The sequence below is a fragment of the Burkholderia sp. AU18528 genome, assembly GCF_002223215.2.
Taxonomy (GTDB): Bacteria; Pseudomonadota; Gammaproteobacteria; order Burkholderiales; family Burkholderiaceae; genus Burkholderia; species Burkholderia semiarida.
In genome coordinates this window covers 153485-171145 of the sequence record NZ_NKFC02000002.1, presented here as the reverse complement: position 1 = coordinate 171145, position 17661 = coordinate 153485, and the positions used below count along the sequence as shown (strand labels likewise).

Here is a 17661-nt window from a genome sequence, read left to right as displayed (position 1 = left end):
CAATGCGGCTTTTTTTTCGCCTGCGGGCGGGCGTGCGAGCCGGATCGCGCCGGCCACGCCCGCGTCGCCCGCCCGACGGCCGCCTCGATCATCCCGGGCGGGCGGCCCGACGATGCGCGCGCGGCTTCCCGCCGCGGCGCGATCCCGCTCGTCACGCGTCCCGGGGCGCCGTGTCGCCGCTGGCGTAGCGGGCCCACATGCCGTGCAGCGCGTCCTCGAGGTTGCGTGCGAAGCGCGACGCGTCGCACAGCGGCGACGCCAGCGCGCGCTCGCGCAGCGTTGCACGCAGCGTCGCCAGCCCGTCGCGGTCGCGCGCGAACGCGACGGCCTTCTCGAGGTACGCCGCCTCGTCTTCCGCGATCCATTCGCCCATGCCCGCCGCGTGCAGCAGGCTCTCGCAAATGTGCGTGACGAACCGGCTGCCCTTCATCCCGAGCACCGGCACGCCCATCCACAGCGCTTCGGCCGTGGTCGTGCCGCCCGGGTACGGGAACGGGCTCAGCGCGATGTCGATGCGGTTGTATGCGGCGAAGTATTCCGCACGCGGCGAGCCGCCTTCGAGGATCAGCCGGTCCGCGCCGATGCCGTGCCGCGCGAAGCGGTCGAGCGTCGCCTGGTTCACGTCGCCGGCGCCGAGCTCATGCGCCTTCAGCAGCAGGCGCGCGTCCGGCAACGCGTGCAGGATGCGCGACCACAGCGCGACGACCTGGTCGCTGATCTTGATCAGCTTGCCGAAGCAGCCGAACGTGATGCCGCCATGAGCCGCCATCGGCAGCGGGCCGACCGCGACATCGTACGGCGGCGGCGTGAAGCACAGGTAGCTGTCCGGCAGTCGCCACGGCCGTTCGGTGAAGTGATGCGCCTCGTCGGCCGGCAGCGTATACGCATCGCCGATGAAATAGTCGATCGCGCGGCACCCGGTCGTCGCGAAGAAACCGAGCCAGCTCGCCTGCACCGGCGCGGGCTTGTGCCCGAAGATCGGCAGGCCGCTCCAGTTGGTATGGCCCGCCATGTCGATCAGGATGTCGATGCCGTCGTCGCGAATCAGTTGCGCGGCTTCCTCGCGGCCCAGACTGACCACCTTCTTCCAGCTCGCGAAGTTCGGCCTGAGCCGCGCCGTCACATCGTCCTCGCCGACGAACGTCACATAGGCATGCGGCTCGATGCGCGACCGGTCGATCCGCGCGAGCACGCTTTCAAGGAAGATGCCGACCGGGTGCTGCCGCAGGTCGCCCGACACGAAGCCGACGCGCAGCGGGCGCCCCTGCGCCTGCGCGACGCGCTGCGCGCGGTCGTGCTCGAACGGACGCGCGTCGCGCTCGAGATGCTCGCCGTAGCGGCGCGCTTCGGCGACCCACTCCTGCGGCTCGAACGCGGGCGAACTCGACATGTTGAACAGCATCCGCGAGTACGCGCGATGCAGGTCGTGCCGGATCGCCGAGCGGAACGCATCCAGCGCGCCGGCGAGATCCCCTTTCGCCCACAGGATGTCGCCGAGCGTCATCTGCACCTTCAGCGGATCGATGCCGAGCTTCCGCGCGATCTCGGTATGCTTCATCGCCTCGTCGAGCTTCTCGAGCCGAAACAGCGCGGCGGCGAGGTTGTGATGCGCGTCGGCATCGTCCGGGTTCAGGTCGATCGCATGCCGGTGGCTCAACTCCGCGGCGGCCAGCAAGTTGAGGTTGTGATACGCGAAGCCAAGGAAGTTGTATGCGTCGGCCAGTTCGGGATCAAGCTCGATCGCGTGCCGGCACACCTGCACCGCCTGCCCGTATTCGCCCTGCTGGTTGCGCAAATCGCCGAGCCATGCCCATGCCCGTGCATGCGCGGGGTCGATCGCGACCGCTTGCTCGAGCAGTTCGAGCGCCTTGTCGAAATCGCCGATGCGCTGCAGCAGCCTTGCCAGTACGCAGTGCGCGTCCGCGTCGCCCGGATCGAGTCCCTCGCGCGCATGGTCGACCGCCCCCCGCAGATCGCCTGCCGCGCGCAGCGTCGCGCTCAACCCCTGGTGCGCGACGCGCAGGCCCGGTTGCAGTGCGATGGCGCGACGATAGGCATCCGCGGCCTCGTCGAATTTCTCCTGCGCATGCAGCGCGTTGCCGAGATTGCAGTACGCCTCCGCGTATTGCGGCTGGTGCGCGACCGCCTTGGCGTAGCTCGCCGCCGCCGCCTCGTGCTCGCCCAGATCCTGCAGCGCGTTGCCGAGGTTGTTGTACGCCTGCGCGTAGCCGGGGCGCAGCTCGATCGCGCGCGCGCAGCTTTCCATCGCGGCCGTCGGTTCGCGCGCGTCGCGCAACGCGTTGCCGAGGTTGTTGTGCGCTTCCGGATAGTCCGGCCGCAGCGCCACCGCGCGCCGATAGTGCGCGATGGCGTCGTCGAGCCGCCCGCTTTCGCGCAGCATGTTGCCCAGATTGTTGAAGTACGACGCGTCCGGCCGCTCGACGAGCGATTGCTCCATCAGTGCGAGCCCCGCGTCGTACTGCTTCAACTGGCACGCCAGCAGTCCGAGGAAATGCAGCGCGTCCGGCTGGCCGGGCTGCGCGGTGAGGATCGCGTCGTACAGCGTCTTCGCTTCCGCGAGACGCCCCGCCTGATGATGCGCCAGCGCGGACTGCAGCGTGTCGTGGATATCGTTCATGCTTCCTGCTCCGAGTTCGTATAGCGTTGCCACATGGCGACGAACGCCGCTTCGAGATGCGCGGCGAACCGGCGCGCGTCGCACAACGGCGATGCGAGCAACTGCGCGCGCAGCCCGGCGCGCAGCGCCGCGAGCTGCTCGCGATCGCGCATCGCCGCGATCGCCTTCGCGACATAGGCGTCCTCGCCGTCAGCGACCCATTCGCCCATGCCCGCCGCGTGCAGCACGCTTTCGCAAATGTGCGTGACGAACCGGCTGCCCTTCATCCCGAGCACCGGCACGCCCATCCACAGCGCTTCGGCCGTGGTCGTGCCGCCCGGATACGGGAACGGGCTCAGCGCGACGTCGATGCGGTTGTATGCGCCGAAGTATTCCGCGCGCGGCGAACCGCCCTCGAGGATCAGCCGGTCCGCGTCGATGCCATGCCGCGCGAAGCGCGCGACGGTCGCATCGCGCACGCCGTCGCGGCCGAGCTCGTGCGCCTTGAGCAGCAGCCGCGCGTCCGGCAGCGTGTGCAGGATCCGCGACCACGCGCGCACGACGTCGTCGCCGATCTTCACGAGCTGGCCGAAGCAGCCGAACGTCGGATGGCCGCTCGCCGCCATCGGCAGCGGGCCGACCTCGACGTCGCAGGCCGGCGGCGTGAAGCACAGGAAGCTGTCCGGCAGCCGCCACGGCTTCTCGACGAAGTGATGCGCTTCGGCATCCGGCAGCGTGTAGCGGTCGCCGATGAAGTAGTCGATCGCGTCGCAGCCGGTCGACGCGAAGAAGCCGAGCCAGCTCGCCTGCACCGGCGCGGGTTTCCAGCCGAACACGGGAAGCCCGCTCGACTGCGTATGGCCCGCGAGGTCGACGAGGACGTCGATCTCGTCGTCGTGAATCATCCGCGCGGCCGCCTCCGGACCCAGCGCGGCGATCGAGCGCCAGCCGTTCGCGTGCGGCTTCAGTTTCGCGGTGATCGCGTCCTCGTCGTCCGTGGTCACGTACACGCGCAGGTCGATGCGCGTGCGCTCGAGGTGCGCAAGCACGCTTTCCAGGAAGATCCCGACCGGGTGCAGGCGCAGGTCGCCGGACACGAAGCCGACGCGCAGCGGCCGCCCTTGCGCGCGCGCGGCCCGCTCGCGCGGATCGTGCGCATGGCGCGTCGAACGCGCGGCCAGGTGCCGGCCGTAGCGCCGCGCGTCGGCCAGATAGTCGGCGGGGTTCACGCAAGCGGACGCCGCCGCGCTGAACAGCAGCCGGTTCAGCACGGTCGCCGCGACGTCGTCGGCGTCGTCGCGCACCAGCGCAAGCGCATCGCGATACGCGTGGACCGCGGCATCGACGTTGCCCTGCGCGCGCAGGATGTCGCCGAGATTGACGTGCATCAACACGGCCGGCGGGCCGGCCTGCAACGCCTGCCGGCAATACACGAGCGCCTCGTCGAGCCGCTGCAGCTTCAGCAGCACGACGGACAGGTTGTGGCACGCGCCGGCGTCCGCCGGATTCAGCGCGACCGCCGTGCGATGGCACGCTTGCGCGTCGTCGAGCCGGTTCAGTCCGTGGTACGCGTTGCCCGCGTGGTTGTGTGCGTCGCCGAGGTTCGGCGCGAGCCGGATCGCGTCCAGCGCATGCGCGAGCGCCTCCGCGCAGCGCAATTGCTTGTGACGCACGGCGCTCAGGTTCGCGTGGGCCATCGCCATCGACGCGTCCAGCTCGATCGCGCGGCCGTAATGCGTGGCGGCGCCGTCGAGGTCGCCCAGATCCTGCAGCGCGTTGCCGAGGTTGTTGTACGCCTGCGCGTAACCGGGGCGCAGCTCGATCGCGCGCACGCAGCTCTGCATCGCGGCCGTCGGTTCGCGCGCGTCGCGCAACGCGTTGCCGAGGTTGTTGTGCGCTTCCGGATAGTCCGGCCGCAGCGCCACCGCGCGCCGATAGTGCGCGATGGCGTCGTCGAGCCGCCCGCTTTCGCGCAGCATGTTGCCCAGATTGTTGAAGTACGACGCGTCCGGCCGCTCGACGAGCGATTGCTCCATCAGTGCGAGCCCCGCGTCGTACTGCTTCAACTGGCACGCCAGCAGCCCGAGGAAATGCAGCGCGTCCGGCTGGCCCGGCTGCGCGGTGAGGATCGCGTCGTACAGCGTCTTCGCTTCCGCGAGACGCCCCGCCTGATGATGCGTGAGCGCCGCCTGCAATGCCTGTCCTGTTCCGTCCATCTCGTCTGCTCTGCTCAATAGGGATGCGGTGCGCGTCCGAAGTCGATCAGCCTGCCGCCGTGCCCGATCGTCACGGCCGGCGCCGCCATCCCGTCGCGCGCCATCCCGACGACGGCGTCGCGCACGCGCCGCCAGTCGGAACGACGATCACGCCGGCCGACGCGATGTTCGGCGCGACGGGTACCATGTTCCGCTTGCCGCCGGCGTGGAAATGACCCCGCACGTCACGTCGTGCGCGGCCTCACACGGATGCGCCCGCCGCAGCTTCGACGTGCTGCGCCCACATGCCGTGCAGTGCGTCCTCGAAGTGGCGCGCGAAGCGGGGCGCGTCGCACAGCGGCGACGCGAGCACCTGCGCGCGCAGCGTCGTGCGCAGCGCCGCCAGCCCGGCGGGCTGGCCGACCTGCACGACCGCCTTCGCGACATACGCGTCGTCGTCGTCCGCGATCCACTCGGGCAGCCGCGCCGAATGCAGCAGGCTCTCGGCGATGTGCGACAGGAAGCGCTCGCCGCGCCGGCAAAGAACGGGCACGCCCATCCACAGCGCTTCGGCGGTCGTCGTGCCGCCCGGATACGGGAACGGGCTCAGCATCAGGTCGACGCGCCGGTAGGCGGCCAGGTATTCGGCGCGCGGCGAGCGGCCTTCGAGGATCAGGCGCCGCGCATCGATGCCGTGCGCCGCGAAACGTGCGGCAAGCGCCTGCTGCTCGCGCAGATCGTCGAGATGCTCCGCCTTCACGAACAGCTTCGCGCCCGCGACCGATTGCAGCACGCGCGACCAGACCGCGACGACGTGAGCGGTGATCTTCGCGAGCTTGCCGAAATAGCCGAAGGTCGGATGGCCGTTCGCGAGCATCGGCAGCGCGCCGACGTCGACAGGCTCGGCCGGCGGCGTGAAGCACAGATAGCTGTCCGGCAGATGCCACGGCCGCTCGGTGAAGTGCGCGGCCTCGGCGGGCGGCAGCACGTGACGGTCGCCGATCACGTAGTCGATCGCGCGCACGCCGGTGCTCGCGAAATAACCGGGCCAGCTCGCCTGCAGCGGCGCCGGCTTCCACGCGAACAGCGGCAGGCGGTTGTAGACCGTGTGGCCCGCCGCGTCGAGCAGCACGTCGATGCGGTCCGCACGGATGCGCGCGGCCGCCGCTTCGTCGCTCAGGCCGGCAATGCAGGTCCACGTCGCGAAGGCCGGCTTGATGCGGGCGGTCACGTCGTCCTCGACGTCGCGCGTCGGGTACGCATGCATCTCGATCCGGTTCGCGTCGAGATGCTTGAGCATGCTCTCGATGAAATAGCCGACCGGATGCGCCTTCAGGTCGCCAGACACGATGCCGACCTTGAGCGGCCGCCCGGCGCGCGGGGTCAGGTCGACGAGCCAGTCCGTCCACGGCGTCGCGCAGCGCGTGACGACTTCGTCGTAGCGCGCGGCCTCGGCGAGATAGGCGTCGTGGTCGAACGCTTCGCTGCAGTGGCTCGCGAACAGCAGGTTGCTGCGCGGCTCCGGCAGCTCGGGGCGCAGCGCCACCGCGTGCCGGTAAGCCTCGAGCGCGGCCGGAATCTCGTTCACGTCGAACAGCGCATTCGCAAGGTTGTTGTAGGCCTGGCCGTTGTCCGGCTTCAGCGAGATCGCGTGGCAGAACGCATCGACGGCCGCGCGGGCGTCGCCGGCGAGCCGCAGCGCGTTGCCGAGGTTGTTGTACGCATCGACGTAGTCGGGCCGCAGCTCGATTGCGAGACGGAAGCACTCGGCGGCGGCGGCGTGACGATTGTCCGCCTGCATGACGTTGCCGAGGTTGTAGTAGTACATCGCGTCCGGCCTGATCTCGATCGCCGCCATGATCAGGTCGGATGCCTCCTGATAGCGCCCGTACCGATGGCCGATCAGGCCGAGCAGGTGAAGCGCGTCCGCGTGCCGGGGATCGGTGTCGAGGATCTGCCGGTACAGCGTCTCGGCCTCTTCCAGCCGATCGGCCTGATGGTGTGCCAGCGCCTGTTCGATCGTGGCGGCGGCGGGGGAGGTGGGCATCATGAGCTATGTCGTCCTGGTAGCCAATACGGATTCGAATCGCGGCCGGCTCCGCTGCGTCGGCGCACGCCTTCGCCCGCGGACGCACGCACCGACGGTCTCCGACGTGTCCGAATTCTCCTCGCGCACGCCGCGTTCCAATCTGGCGAGCAAGTGCTGGAATTGGTCGCTATTCCCGCTACTGCGAGCCACGCCCGCGGGTGCCCCGAATTCGCGCCGGACAGCCGCGAATCCATCGAAATGCGGGGTGAAACCACCCGCTAATCCGACATTCGATCCTGGCGGCGCTCGCTAGACTTGATCGCAGAAAGATGTCCGACCTGCGACGCTCGGACGGCTGCGCATTCCGATGCCGCCGCGCCGACGCGCGCTCGTCCGGTCACACCCTTTGTGCCTGGAGCCCTGTGTATGCACGAATCAGCGATCATCACCAACGCAGATGGCGATCAGCTCGCGGCGCGCCGCGAACTGTTCGACCTGATGCAGACCTACCCCGCGACGCGCGAGGAACTGGAACGGTCGCTCGGCCTGTTCGTGCGCGGCTCGCTCCTCGCACGCATTCTCGCGACCTTCGAGATCTATCAAAAAATCGTGCCGCTGCCGGGCGCGATCCTCGATCTCGGCACGTGGCGCGGACAGACCGCCGTGCTGTGCGAGAACTTCCGCGCGATTCTCGAACCGCTGAACTTCCAGCGCCGCATCCACGCATTCGATACGTTCACGGGCTACACGGGCTTCGCCGAGCACGACACGCGCGACCGCAAGCTGTTCTCCGACGGCACGTACTCGCTGTCCGGCGAGTACGCGGACCTGCTGCGCAAGCTGCTGAACCTGCACGAGCGCAGCAACGCGATGGGGCACGTGCATGACAAGCACCACGTGTGGGAAGGCGATTGCCGCGACACGCTGGCGGCGTTCGACGAAGCGCATCCCGGCGAGATGGTCGCGCTCGCGTGGTTCGACCTGAACGTGATCGAGCCGACCCGGCACGCGTTCGACGCGGTGATGGAGCGGCTGGTGCCCGGCGGCGTCGTCGCGTTCTGGCAGCTTACCCGCGGCGGCCAGCTGCCTGCGGAAGGTATCCATTACCTGCGCGACCTGCTCGGCAACCGTCCGCACCAGATCCACAAGGCGGCGGCCTATCCGTCGCTCTGCTACCTGTCATTCCCCGAAGGCGGGGGCGCACGCAAATGAAGATCGCGATCCTCGGCAACGGCATTCTTGGCCTGATGACGGCCCGCGCATGGCAGCAGGCCGACCCGGGCGTCGAGCTCGTGATCGTCGGCCACGCGCATCGGCCCGGCTCGGCCACGCGCGCCGCGGCGGCGATGCTCAATTCGTTCACCGAACTGGAAGGCGATTCGCTCGGCACGCCGATCGACCGCTTCAAGTTCGAACTGAGCCGCGGTGCGACGGCAGCCTGGCCCGCCGTATTCGCCGAAATCTGCACGCCGGAGCGCGCGATCGCGTACGGCTTCGGCACTTTCGTGCTGAACAACGCGGCGACCGACGCACTCGACGACGAGAACTTCGCGGCCATGCAGCGGTTCTGCCGCGAATTCGAGGAGCCCTGCGAGGCGGTCGATCCGTCAGGCATCCCGAACTATCATCCGGACCCGCGCTATCGCGCGCTGAAGGCGGTCTTCCTGAAGCGCGAGGGCTGGGTCAATCCGAAACAGTTTCTCGACGCGCTGACCGAGTCGGTCGCGCGAGCCGGCAACGTGCGCTTCATCGACGCCGAGGTCGAGCGGCTCGAGACCGCGGCCGGACGCGTCACCGGGGCGCGCCTGTCCGATGGTGGCGTGCTCGGCGCGGACCGCTTCATCCTCTGCAACGGCGCCAACGTGACGCGCGTGCTGCAGGCGAGCCTGCCCGAGTTGCCGGTGCAGCGGATGTTCTATGGCATCGGCATGTCGATCGAACTGCAGAGCGCGGAGAACGTGCACACGCACTGCGTGCGCACGACCAACCGCGGCCTCGCGTGCGGCGTGTATTCGGCGCCGTACGGGCCCGACCGGACCCTCGTCGGCGCCAGCAACTACATCAGCCCGGTGCCGCACGAGCACGGCCACGCCGGCAGCGCGTACACGCTGCTCAAGTCGGCGATGGACCAGATCAACACCCGCTTCTCGCGCGCGAACCTGGTCAACGTCAACGTCGGCTGGCGGCCGACGACGTCCGACCTGTATCCGCTGTTCGGCGAAACCAGCGTGCGCGACCTGTGGATTCTCGGCGGCACCAAGCGCGACGGCTTCCACCTGTCGCCGGTACTGTGCCGCGATCTCGTCGCGGCGATGCGCGGCGAGCCGATCGATCCGCGCTACGCGGAACTGGCGCCCGAACGCCCGCTGATCCGCAACATGACGCGCGAGGCCGCGATCGCGAAGACGGTGCGCCATCAGATCAATGCCGCGTACCAGCACGACTTCGTGCCGGCGCGCAACCGCATGGTCGACCAGCTCCGGAACGCGATGCGCGCGGACCTGGAGGCGCTGCACGACAAGCTGGGCGCAACGGACTGGGGCATTCCGCCCGAGCTCGTCGACATGTACCGGTACGGCCACATTCCGGCATGAGCGGTGCGACCATGAACCGCGACGCGAAGCGGGTGGCGATCGTCCAGTCCAACTACATTCCGTGGAAGGGCTACTTCGACCTGATCGCCGCCAGCGACGAGTTCATCCTCTACGACGACGCGCAGTACACGCGCCGCGACTGGCGCAACCGCAACCAGATCAAGACGCCGCAGGGCGTGCAATGGCTGAGCGTGCCGGTGAAGGTGAAGGGCAAGTATCACCAGTCGATCCGCGAAACCGAGATCGACGGCGCCGACTGGGCGCCGCTGCACTGGAAGGCCCTGCAGCAGAACTACGCGCGCGCGCCGCACTTCGCGCGCTATGCGGACGAGCTCGAGGCACTCTACACCGGCCGCACCTACGGGATGCTGAGCGAGCTGAATGTCGCGATGCTGACGTGGGTCCTCCGGCAACTGGAGATCGGCACGCGCGTGTCGTCGACGTCGGACTATGCGCTGCACGGCGACCGCACCGAGAAGCTGCTGAACCTGTGCGTGCAGGCGGGCGCGACCGAGTACCTGTCCGGCCCGGCCGCGCGCAGCTACCTCGACGAGAACCTGTTCGCCGATGCCGGCATCGCGGTGCGCTGGTTCGACTATCCGGCCTATCCCGAGTATCCGCAGCAGTGGGGCGATTTCGTCCACGGCGTGACGGTGCTCGACGTGCTGTTCAACTGCGGTCCCGAAGCGCGCCGGTACGCGCTGACCTCGAAAGATTGAGGTGATGTCCATGAGCGAATCCCGGCATGCGAGCCTGCTGGAAGAAGTGGCCGCGTACTACAGCGCGCGGCTGGCGGAGCACGGCGCGACCGCGCGTGGGGTCGACTGGAACGGCGAATCCGGCCAGTTCCTGCGCTTCGAACAACTGACCAGAATCCTGCCCGCGTCCGGCGGACACTCGGTGAACGATATCGGCTGCGGCTACGGCGCGCTGGTCGATTTCCTGAAGGCGCGCGCGCTGCCGGACGGCTTCGCGTATGCGGGCTACGACATCTCGTCCGACATGGTCGACGCCGCGCGGCAGCGCTACCGCGACGACGCGAACGTCACGTTTCATGTCGGCGCGCAGCCGCAGGCCCCGTCGGACTACGGGATCGCATCCGGCATCTTCAACGTCAGGCGCGGTCACGGCGACGACGCGTGGCTCGACTACATCCACGCGACGCTCGACACGCTGCACGCGACGAGCCGGCTGGGTTTCGCGTTCAACTGCCTGACGTCGTATTCCGATCCGCCGTTCATGCGCCCGGACCTCCTGTACTACGCGGACCCGTGCGCGCTGTTCGATCGCTGCAAGCGCCGCTTTTCGCGCCACGTCGCGCTGCTGCACGACTACGGCCTGTACGAATTCACGATTCTCGTCCGCAAGGACATCTGAGCGGTGCCGCGCGCAAGCTGCGCGGCCGAACGTCCCACCCTTACCGCGGAGCCTGACCATGTTCGGCCCACCCAATCTCGACAGCATTCCGTTCGGCCGCCCGTTCGTGGTCGGCAAGGAGCTCTACTACATCGCGAAAGCGGTCGAGCAGGGCGGCCTCGCCGGCGACCAGGCGTTCACGAAGCTCTGCCACCGCTGGCTGGAAGCGCGCATCGGCTGCCAGCGCGCGCTGCTCACGCACTCGTGCACGGCCGCGCTCGAGATGGCCGCGATCCTCGCCGACGTGCAGCCCGGCGACGAAGTGATCATGCCGTCCTACACGTTCGTGTCGACCGCCAACGCGTTCGTGCTGCGCGGCGCGACGCCGGTGTTCGTCGACATTCGCCGCGACACGCTGAACCTTGACGAGACGCAGATCGCCGCCGCGATCACCAAGCGCACGCGCGCGATCGTGCCGGTGCACTACGCGGGCGTCGCATGCGACATGGACGTGATCGGGCAGCTCGCGGCGGACCATGACCTGTGGGTGATCGAGGACGCCGCTCAGGCGCTGCAGTCGACGTGGAACGGCAAGCCGCTCGGCGGCCTCGGCCACCTCGCGTGCCTCAGCTTCCACGAGACCAAGAACGTGATTTCGGGCGAAGGCGGCGCGCTGCTGGTCAACGACCCGCGCCTCGTCGAGCGCGCGGAGATCATCCGCGAGAAGGGCACCAACCGTAGTCAGTTCTTCCGCGGGCAGGTGGACAAGTACACCTGGGTCGACGTCGGCTCGTCGTTCCTGCCGGGCGAGCTGATCGCGGCGTTCCTGTACGCGCAGTTCGAGCACGCGGACGTGATCACCGCGCAGCGGCGCACGACCGTGCAGCGCTACCAGGACGCGCTGCAGCCGCTGCACGCGGACGGGCTGATCGAGCTGCCCGCGATTTCGCTCGCCGAGCGCGGCAACGGCCACATGTTCTATTTCCTCGCACGCGACCTCGCCGAACGCACCGCGCTGCTGCAGCAGATCCGCGCGGTGGGCGTGAACGCCGTGTTCCACTACGTGCCGCTGCACAGTTCGCCGGCCGGCCAGCGCTACGGGCGCTGCGGGTCCGGCATGGCGGTGACGGACCTCGTCGCCGACCGGCTCGTCCGGCTGCCGCTGTACCACGACATGACCGAAGCCGAACAGGATCGCATCCTCGACGTGGTCTTCGATTTCTACCGCACCCGATAACGATGACGATTCCCCAATCTGGCCTGGCGCACGGCGGTTCGCGCATCTTTACGCGACTCGACCACCCGTACTACATACTCGCGCCGAATTTCCGGCAAACCTCCGGCGGGATCCGCGCGATGCACTACCTGTGCCACGTGCTGAACCTGCTCGGCCACGAAGCGTACGTCTGCACGCCGGTCGTGCATCCCGACCTGCGCACGCCGCCGCTGACCAACGACATCGTACAGGCGCACGCCCGCGCGAATCGCAGCCCGATCGTCGTCTACCCGGACGTCGTCACCGGCAATCCGTTCAACGCGCGCTGCGTCGTGCGCTACCTGCTGGCCGAGCCCGGCCGCATCAACGGCGAACCGATCGCCCTGCAGCCGGACGACCTCATCTTCACGTTCGGGCCGTCGCTGGTGCCCGAAGAATGGAACGCGGACCTGCTGCGCATGCCGCTGGTCGACACGCGCATCTTCAACAGCGACGGTGTCGACGACGCCCGCCGCAACGGCACGGCCGTCTTCATCAATCGCCACCTGCGGCGCGGCGGCACGCTGCATCCGGTCACCGCCGAGTCGATCGAAATCTCGACCCGCGTGCCGGAACGTTCGGCGCACGAACTCGCGGCGCTGTTCCGACAGGTCGAGTGCTTGTACACGTACGAATGGTCCACCGCCGTGTTCGAAGCGCTGCTGTGCGGCTGCCCGGTCGTGTGCATCATGAATGACGCGTCGCTGTCGGAGCCGACCCGGTGGGTGATGGACGGCAAGGGCATCGCGTGGGGGCTCGACGAACACGAGATCGCCCATGCGAAGGCCACGGTTCACGAAGCGCGCAGCGTCTACCTGAAGGAAGAGGAGACGTTCTGGCAGCAGTTGCAGAACTTCGTCGAGCGAACCCAGGCCCACGCGGACAAGCTCGATGCGCGGGCCGTCGCGCCGGGCGCCGCCGCCCGGGAACAGGCCGCGTCCGCGCCGCGCTCGTGCATCGCGGTCGTCACCGCGGAACCGGCCGACCACGCGCGCGCCAGCCTGCGCTTCGCGCAGCCGTTCGCGCGGCTGGACCGCGAATGGGCACTGACGTTCCCTGTCACGCCAGCCGGCATCGATCCCGACGCGCTGCAGCGCGCGGACCTGATCGTGCTGCAGGGCGACACGCCGGGCCTGCTGTCCGCCGCCACGCTGGAACACCTGTTCTCGCTCGGCAAGCCGGTCGTCCTCGAGATCGACGCGCCGCTCGACACGCTGCTCGCCGACATCCCCGGCGCGGCCGACAACGCGCGCCGCAAGGCGGGCATCCGCAGCGCCGTGCAGCGCGCGCATGCGCTCGTCGTGCCGTCGGAAACGCTGGTGCGGGAATACCGTCACGTCAACGCATCGGTCCACGTGCTGCCGACCGGCGTCGATCTCGAGCGTCTGCACCGCGCGGCGCCCGGCGTGCGCGACCACGTGAACCTCGCGGTTTCCGGCACCGGTCTCGACGGCGAGCGTCTCGAGCAGGTCCGCCTGGCGCTGGCCGAGCTACGCCGCCGATTTCCGGGGAAGCTCCGGGTGTCGTTCGTCGGCGCGGCGCTGCCGGCCGGCTGGGACGGTGAACCGGACGTCACGCTGATCGTGGAGCCTGCCCCTTACGACAGCTACGCCGACGCGCTGAAGCGCGCGGACCTCGACATCGCGCTGGTCGCGGCGCCGGTCACGTTGCGCGACGATGCGCCGCCGCGCGCATGGCTCGAATGTTCGGCGGCCGGCGCGGCCACGGTGCTCGTCGCCACGCCGGCCGAAGGCTGCCCGGTTGTCCACGGCCGCACGGGCTGGCTCGTCGCCGACACCGCCGACGCGTGGGTCGACGCGATCGCGCACCTGATCGAGCATCCGCACACCCGCTCGCAACTCGCCGCGGCCGCGCAGGATGCAATCCGCGCGCAGCACGACATCGGCCGCAACGCCGCGCGCCACGGTGCGCTGTACGCGCGGCTGCTGGCGGAGAACCGCACGCTGGCGCCCGTCGCCGCGACCGCGGACGCCGCACCGCGCCGCAAGCGCCTGATCGTGTATTCGATCGATCCGGACGCATGCGCGTCGTCGCGAATTCGCCTCACGCTGCCGTTCGGTCTGCTGAGCGACGAATGGGAACTCGTTCCGGGCATCCGGGACGGCCAGATCGACAGCAGCGTGCTGGCCACGGCCGACGCCGTCCTGCTGCACCGGCTAACGCCCGGCCTGCTGACGGGCAACGACCTGTACACGATCTTCAAGCATGAAAAGCCGGTGATCTACGAGACCGACGACCTGCTGACCGACCTGCCGCCCGCGCATCCGCTCGCCGCCCAAGGCGGGATGGCCCGCGCGGGGATCGAGCTCATGCTGCGCAACGCAGACGCCGTGATCGTATCCACGCCGTTCATCGCCAGCCGCTACCGGCTGTCTCATCCGCGCGTTCACGTGCTGCCCGACAGCGTGGACTTCGACCGGTTCTACCGCCCCGTGACGGCGCGCGACGACGACTGCGTGACGATCGGCATCGCCGGTGCGTCGCTGCGCGCCGACAACTTCGCGCTCGTCGACGCGGCGCTGCACGCGATCTGCGCACGCCATCCCGGCAAGGTCAGGGTGAGTTTCGTCGGCGCGGACGTCCCGCCGGGCTGGGCCGGCCACCCGGCCGCCGGGTGCGAGCCCGAGCTTCACGACTACGACGCGCACGCACGACGCCTGCCGGAGCGGCGCTGGGACATCGCGCTGCTGCCGCTCGCCGACCATGACTACAACGCCTGCACGAGCACGATCCAGTGGCAGGAATACGCGGCGGCCGGCATCGCGTCGATCGTCAGCGACCGGCCAGCCTATCGCTTCGCGCTGCACGACGGCTGCGACGGCCTGCTGGTCCCGGATGCGCCGCAGGCCTGGGTCGACGCGCTCGACCGGCTGATCGCGAATCCGGCACTGCGCCGCGGGCTCGCGCGCACGGCACAGGCGAAGGTCCGCAAGCATCACGCGCTGCAGCAGGCGCTGCCGCGCTATCGCCATGTGTATCAGCAGTGCATCGACAAAGGCGCGGTCGGCAACCCGCCCGGCCGGCCGGATGCGCCGATCGCCGGCGCGCTGATTCTGGACGCCGAAGGCGACCTCGACAAGGTCCGGCTGAGCCTGCTGGAAATCGCGAGGCGGCCGGAACAGGATCTGCTGGCGGTCGTGCTGACGACGTCGCAGGCGCCGCTTCCCGAATGGACCGACAAGGTGCGCTATCTGCACGCGCCCTTGCACGAGTACACGGCCACCGTCGAGCACCTCTGCGCACTGCCGGCGTTCGACTGGACGCTGATCGTCGAGGCGGGGGACGGGCGCGCTGAGCAGGCACGAACGTCTGCGGATGCCGCGATCGCGTAGTTCGGCGCGCGCCGTGCCGCTTGCCCGATGCTGGCGGCCCGGCGCGCTGCCCCGGCAGTGCGCCCTGTGCTCAGTTGCTCGAACAGCCGCCGCAACTGCTCGAGCTGCATGAGCTCGACGAACTGCAAGAACTCGAACTGCTGTCCCCGGCGCCCGAGTCGAACGAACCGCTCGACCCGCCGGTTTTCACCGCGACGGGCGGCGGCGCCATCAGCACTTTCGAATGCGCGGCCCACACGGTGTCGGCCAGCGCGCCGGCGCCGAACAGCGCGGCCGTCCACAAGAGCCCGTCCGGAGTCGCGCGCTCGCCCCGGCGTTCGTCGCGGTGCGCGTCGAGCGCCGCCTCGCCGCCGCGCGTCATGCCGCCGCGCCCCAAGCCGGGCAGGCGTCCGACCATGCAGTGGTACGCGACGATGAACGCCGTCATGAAAATCATCAGCAGCAGCACGGGTCGGCCCCGGGTGAGGCCGACCGCGAGCTTCGCCGCGCCCGCGCCCAACACGAGCAGCAGGATCGCGCGCGCGGCCATCCGCGTCGCCCGCATCTCGCCCGGCGCCCAGAGCAAGCCTTTGCGCTGCAACGCTGCGACGCAGTCGGCTTCGCGCCACGCGAGACGCTGATGAAACGCGTGGCAGCTCGTCTCGCCACCGGGTTGCCTCCTCAGCCATTCCCAGTCGGCGCCATAAGCGCCTGCGTGTCGCGGATCGTCGATCCGCACCCGCGCGCCGTGGACCTTGCTCATCCGCAGTTCGATCGCACCGGCATGCGCGAGCGACAGCATCGCGACCTGCGCCATCCGCGCACCGCCGCCCGCGAGATACGCCGCCTCCTCCGCGCTCAGGTCGGGCGACGATTCGGGGGCGCGCGTTCCCCATGCACGATGGCGGTATTCGAGCCACTGCAGGCCGGCGATCAGCAGCAGCGCGGCGATGCAGAGCGGCACGTAGAACAATCCGAGAAAGTCCGGCCCCGAGAAGTCCAGCACATTGAAATCGCTCGCGCTCGCGCAGGTCGCCGCGACGCTGATCGCCGCCGTCGGCCACGCGAACTTCGCGAAGCGCCGCCAGCGTCGCGGGCGCGCGGCCGGCCCGCTCGACGGGTCGTCGCGCGGTTCTGCGCGCTGCACCGGGGCATCGGCGGGCACAGCCGGCTCGGCCACGGGGCGCGGCCAGATCGCTTCGGGCGGCTCGCAGCCGAACAGCCTGCGGTAGCTGTCGAGCGTCTGCCGGTAGTGCCGCGCGTACTGCGCGGCCTCGTCGGGCGCGCCCGCGCCCGGCACGTGATGCAGCGGCGCGCGCAGCACGTCGGCGCAGAACACGTCCCAGTATTCGCGCGTGTATTGCAGGTGCAGGTGCCAGGCGGCGTCGACGGCATGCGACGGCGTGACCGGATGGCCGGCTTCCTGCGCGAGGAACGCGAAGCGCTTGTATTCGTCGATCACGGCCAGCGCGTGCGCATGCGACCAGCGCTCGGCTTCGGCAAGGCGCCGGCTGTACGGCAGCGGCGCGGTCGGGTTGTCGGGGGAATACGTGTGCAGACGCGCGAGCAGCGCCTGCTGTGCATCGGTCAGCGCGCGGGCATCGACTGCGGTCGAGGTAGACAGGATGGCAGCCATCGGAAGTCGGCGCGATGCGCGGACGGCCGCCGCGATCGTCGCTTGGAGTGGTCGTTGCGGGCGATTCTCGCACAACGGCGAGGCAACACGACATCGGCACACCGGCTGCGGCCCGGGGCGCTCGGCATGCGCGGCGCGCTCGCCGCCCCGTGCGTCAGAAGTCGAGTTGCGCCAGCGTGATGCCCAGCGCTGCCGCGATCTTCCGGCGCAGCGGCTTGCGCAGCTTCTCGCGCGTCTCGCGCGTCTCGCGTTTTGCGTAGTCCGGGCGACCGATGCCGAGCCGCTGCGCGACCTCGGCCCGCGTCAGCCCGAGATATTCGCGCCACGCACGTGCGGGCGAACTGCCGTCGAACACGGCGCGCGTCACGACTTCATGCGGAACCGGAGCGGGCGTGACCCGCTGCTGCGCGACATAGTCGGCGTGCGGAACCACGACGAAGGCCGGTGTGGCATCCGGCCCATTGATGAACTGAATGGGGGAGTGATTTGCTCATGCGGTGATCGCCGCCCATGGCGCGACGCGGCGATTTGCCGTTTCGGTCGACACTGTTACTCAGTGTTTTCAGATGGGTTTCGCGCACCTTGAACCGGATCGATAAACGACTGAGCCGGATCGGATGCCACGCGATCCAAAGCCGCCAACCGGC

The 17661-nt window shown here is 69.3% G+C and carries 11 protein-coding genes; 6 read left to right on the top strand and 5 right to left on the bottom strand.

Going from position 1 to position 17661, the window contains the following annotated elements:
• Positions 1-151: 151 nt before the first annotated feature.
• The 3 genes from CFB52_RS00900 to CFB52_RS00885 all read right to left on the bottom strand — a co-directional run bounded on the left by CFB52_RS00900 (position 152) and on the right by CFB52_RS00885 (position 6862).
• The gene (locus tag CFB52_RS00900; protein ID WP_099315943.1) at positions 152-2638 is read right to left on the bottom strand and encodes a tetratricopeptide repeat protein; all 2487 of its coding nucleotides are present in this window, start codon (positions 2636-2638) and stop codon (positions 152-154) included.
• Positions 2635-4833 carry a glycosyltransferase family 41 protein gene (locus tag CFB52_RS00895; protein ID WP_099315942.1) on the bottom strand — a complete coding sequence of 733 codons (2199 nt, stop codon included), beginning with the start codon at positions 4831-4833 and terminating at the stop codon, positions 2635-2637. Before CFB52_RS00895 ends, CFB52_RS00900 begins: the two co-directional genes overlap by 4 nt.
• Before the next feature lie 241 nt (positions 4834-5074).
• Positions 5075-6862 (bottom strand): tetratricopeptide repeat protein, encoded by a 1788-nt coding sequence (locus CFB52_RS00885; protein WP_099315940.1) that lies wholly within the window; start codon positions 6860-6862, stop codon positions 5075-5077.
• A 405-nt stretch (positions 6863-7267) separates the two neighbouring features.
• Between CFB52_RS00885 and CFB52_RS00880 the strand changes: the two genes are divergently transcribed.
• From CFB52_RS00880 to CFB52_RS00855, 6 genes are read left to right on the top strand one after another with little or no spacing between them, the layout of a single operon-like run.
• Positions 7268-8053, top strand: a complete 786-nt coding sequence (locus CFB52_RS00880) for a class I SAM-dependent methyltransferase (RefSeq protein WP_059580641.1) — start codon at positions 7268-7270, stop codon at positions 8051-8053.
• Complete coding sequence (locus CFB52_RS00875) at positions 8050-9435, top strand: FAD-binding oxidoreductase (protein ID WP_059580638.1); 1386 nt, start codon at positions 8050-8052, stop codon at positions 9433-9435. The genes CFB52_RS00880 and CFB52_RS00875 overlap by 4 nt, the downstream gene beginning before the upstream one ends.
• Entirely contained in the window at positions 9432-10154 is a 723-nt protein-coding gene (locus tag CFB52_RS00870) for a WbqC family protein (protein WP_089464449.1), read from the top strand. Before CFB52_RS00875 ends, CFB52_RS00870 begins: the two co-directional genes overlap by 4 nt.
• 10 nt (positions 10155-10164) lie before the next feature.
• On the top strand, positions 10165-10812 hold the full coding sequence (locus CFB52_RS00865; RefSeq protein ID WP_099315939.1) for a class I SAM-dependent methyltransferase: 648 nt from the start codon (positions 10165-10167) through the stop codon (positions 10810-10812).
• Between the two features lie 58 nt (positions 10813-10870).
• Entirely contained in the window at positions 10871-12028 is a 1158-nt protein-coding gene (gene rffA / locus CFB52_RS00860; protein ID WP_059580631.1) for a dTDP-4-amino-4,6-dideoxygalactose transaminase, read from the top strand.
• A 2-nt stretch (positions 12029-12030) separates the two neighbouring features.
• Complete coding sequence (locus CFB52_RS00855; protein ID WP_099315938.1) at positions 12031-15399, top strand: glycosyltransferase; 3369 nt, start codon at positions 12031-12033, stop codon at positions 15397-15399.
• A gap of 70 nt (positions 15400-15469) precedes the next feature.
• On the opposite strand, the gene CFB52_RS00850 is transcribed toward CFB52_RS00855, so the two are convergent.
• Positions 15470-17014, bottom strand: a complete 1545-nt coding sequence (locus CFB52_RS00850) for a TIGR04222 domain-containing membrane protein (protein WP_060008835.1) — start codon at positions 17012-17014, stop codon at positions 15470-15472.
• Positions 17015-17168: 154 nt separating this feature from the next.
• Entirely contained in the window at positions 17169-17447 is a 279-nt protein-coding gene (locus CFB52_RS00845) for a helix-turn-helix transcriptional regulator (RefSeq protein WP_373680904.1), read from the bottom strand.
• Between the last annotated feature and the right edge of the window lie 214 nt (positions 17448-17661).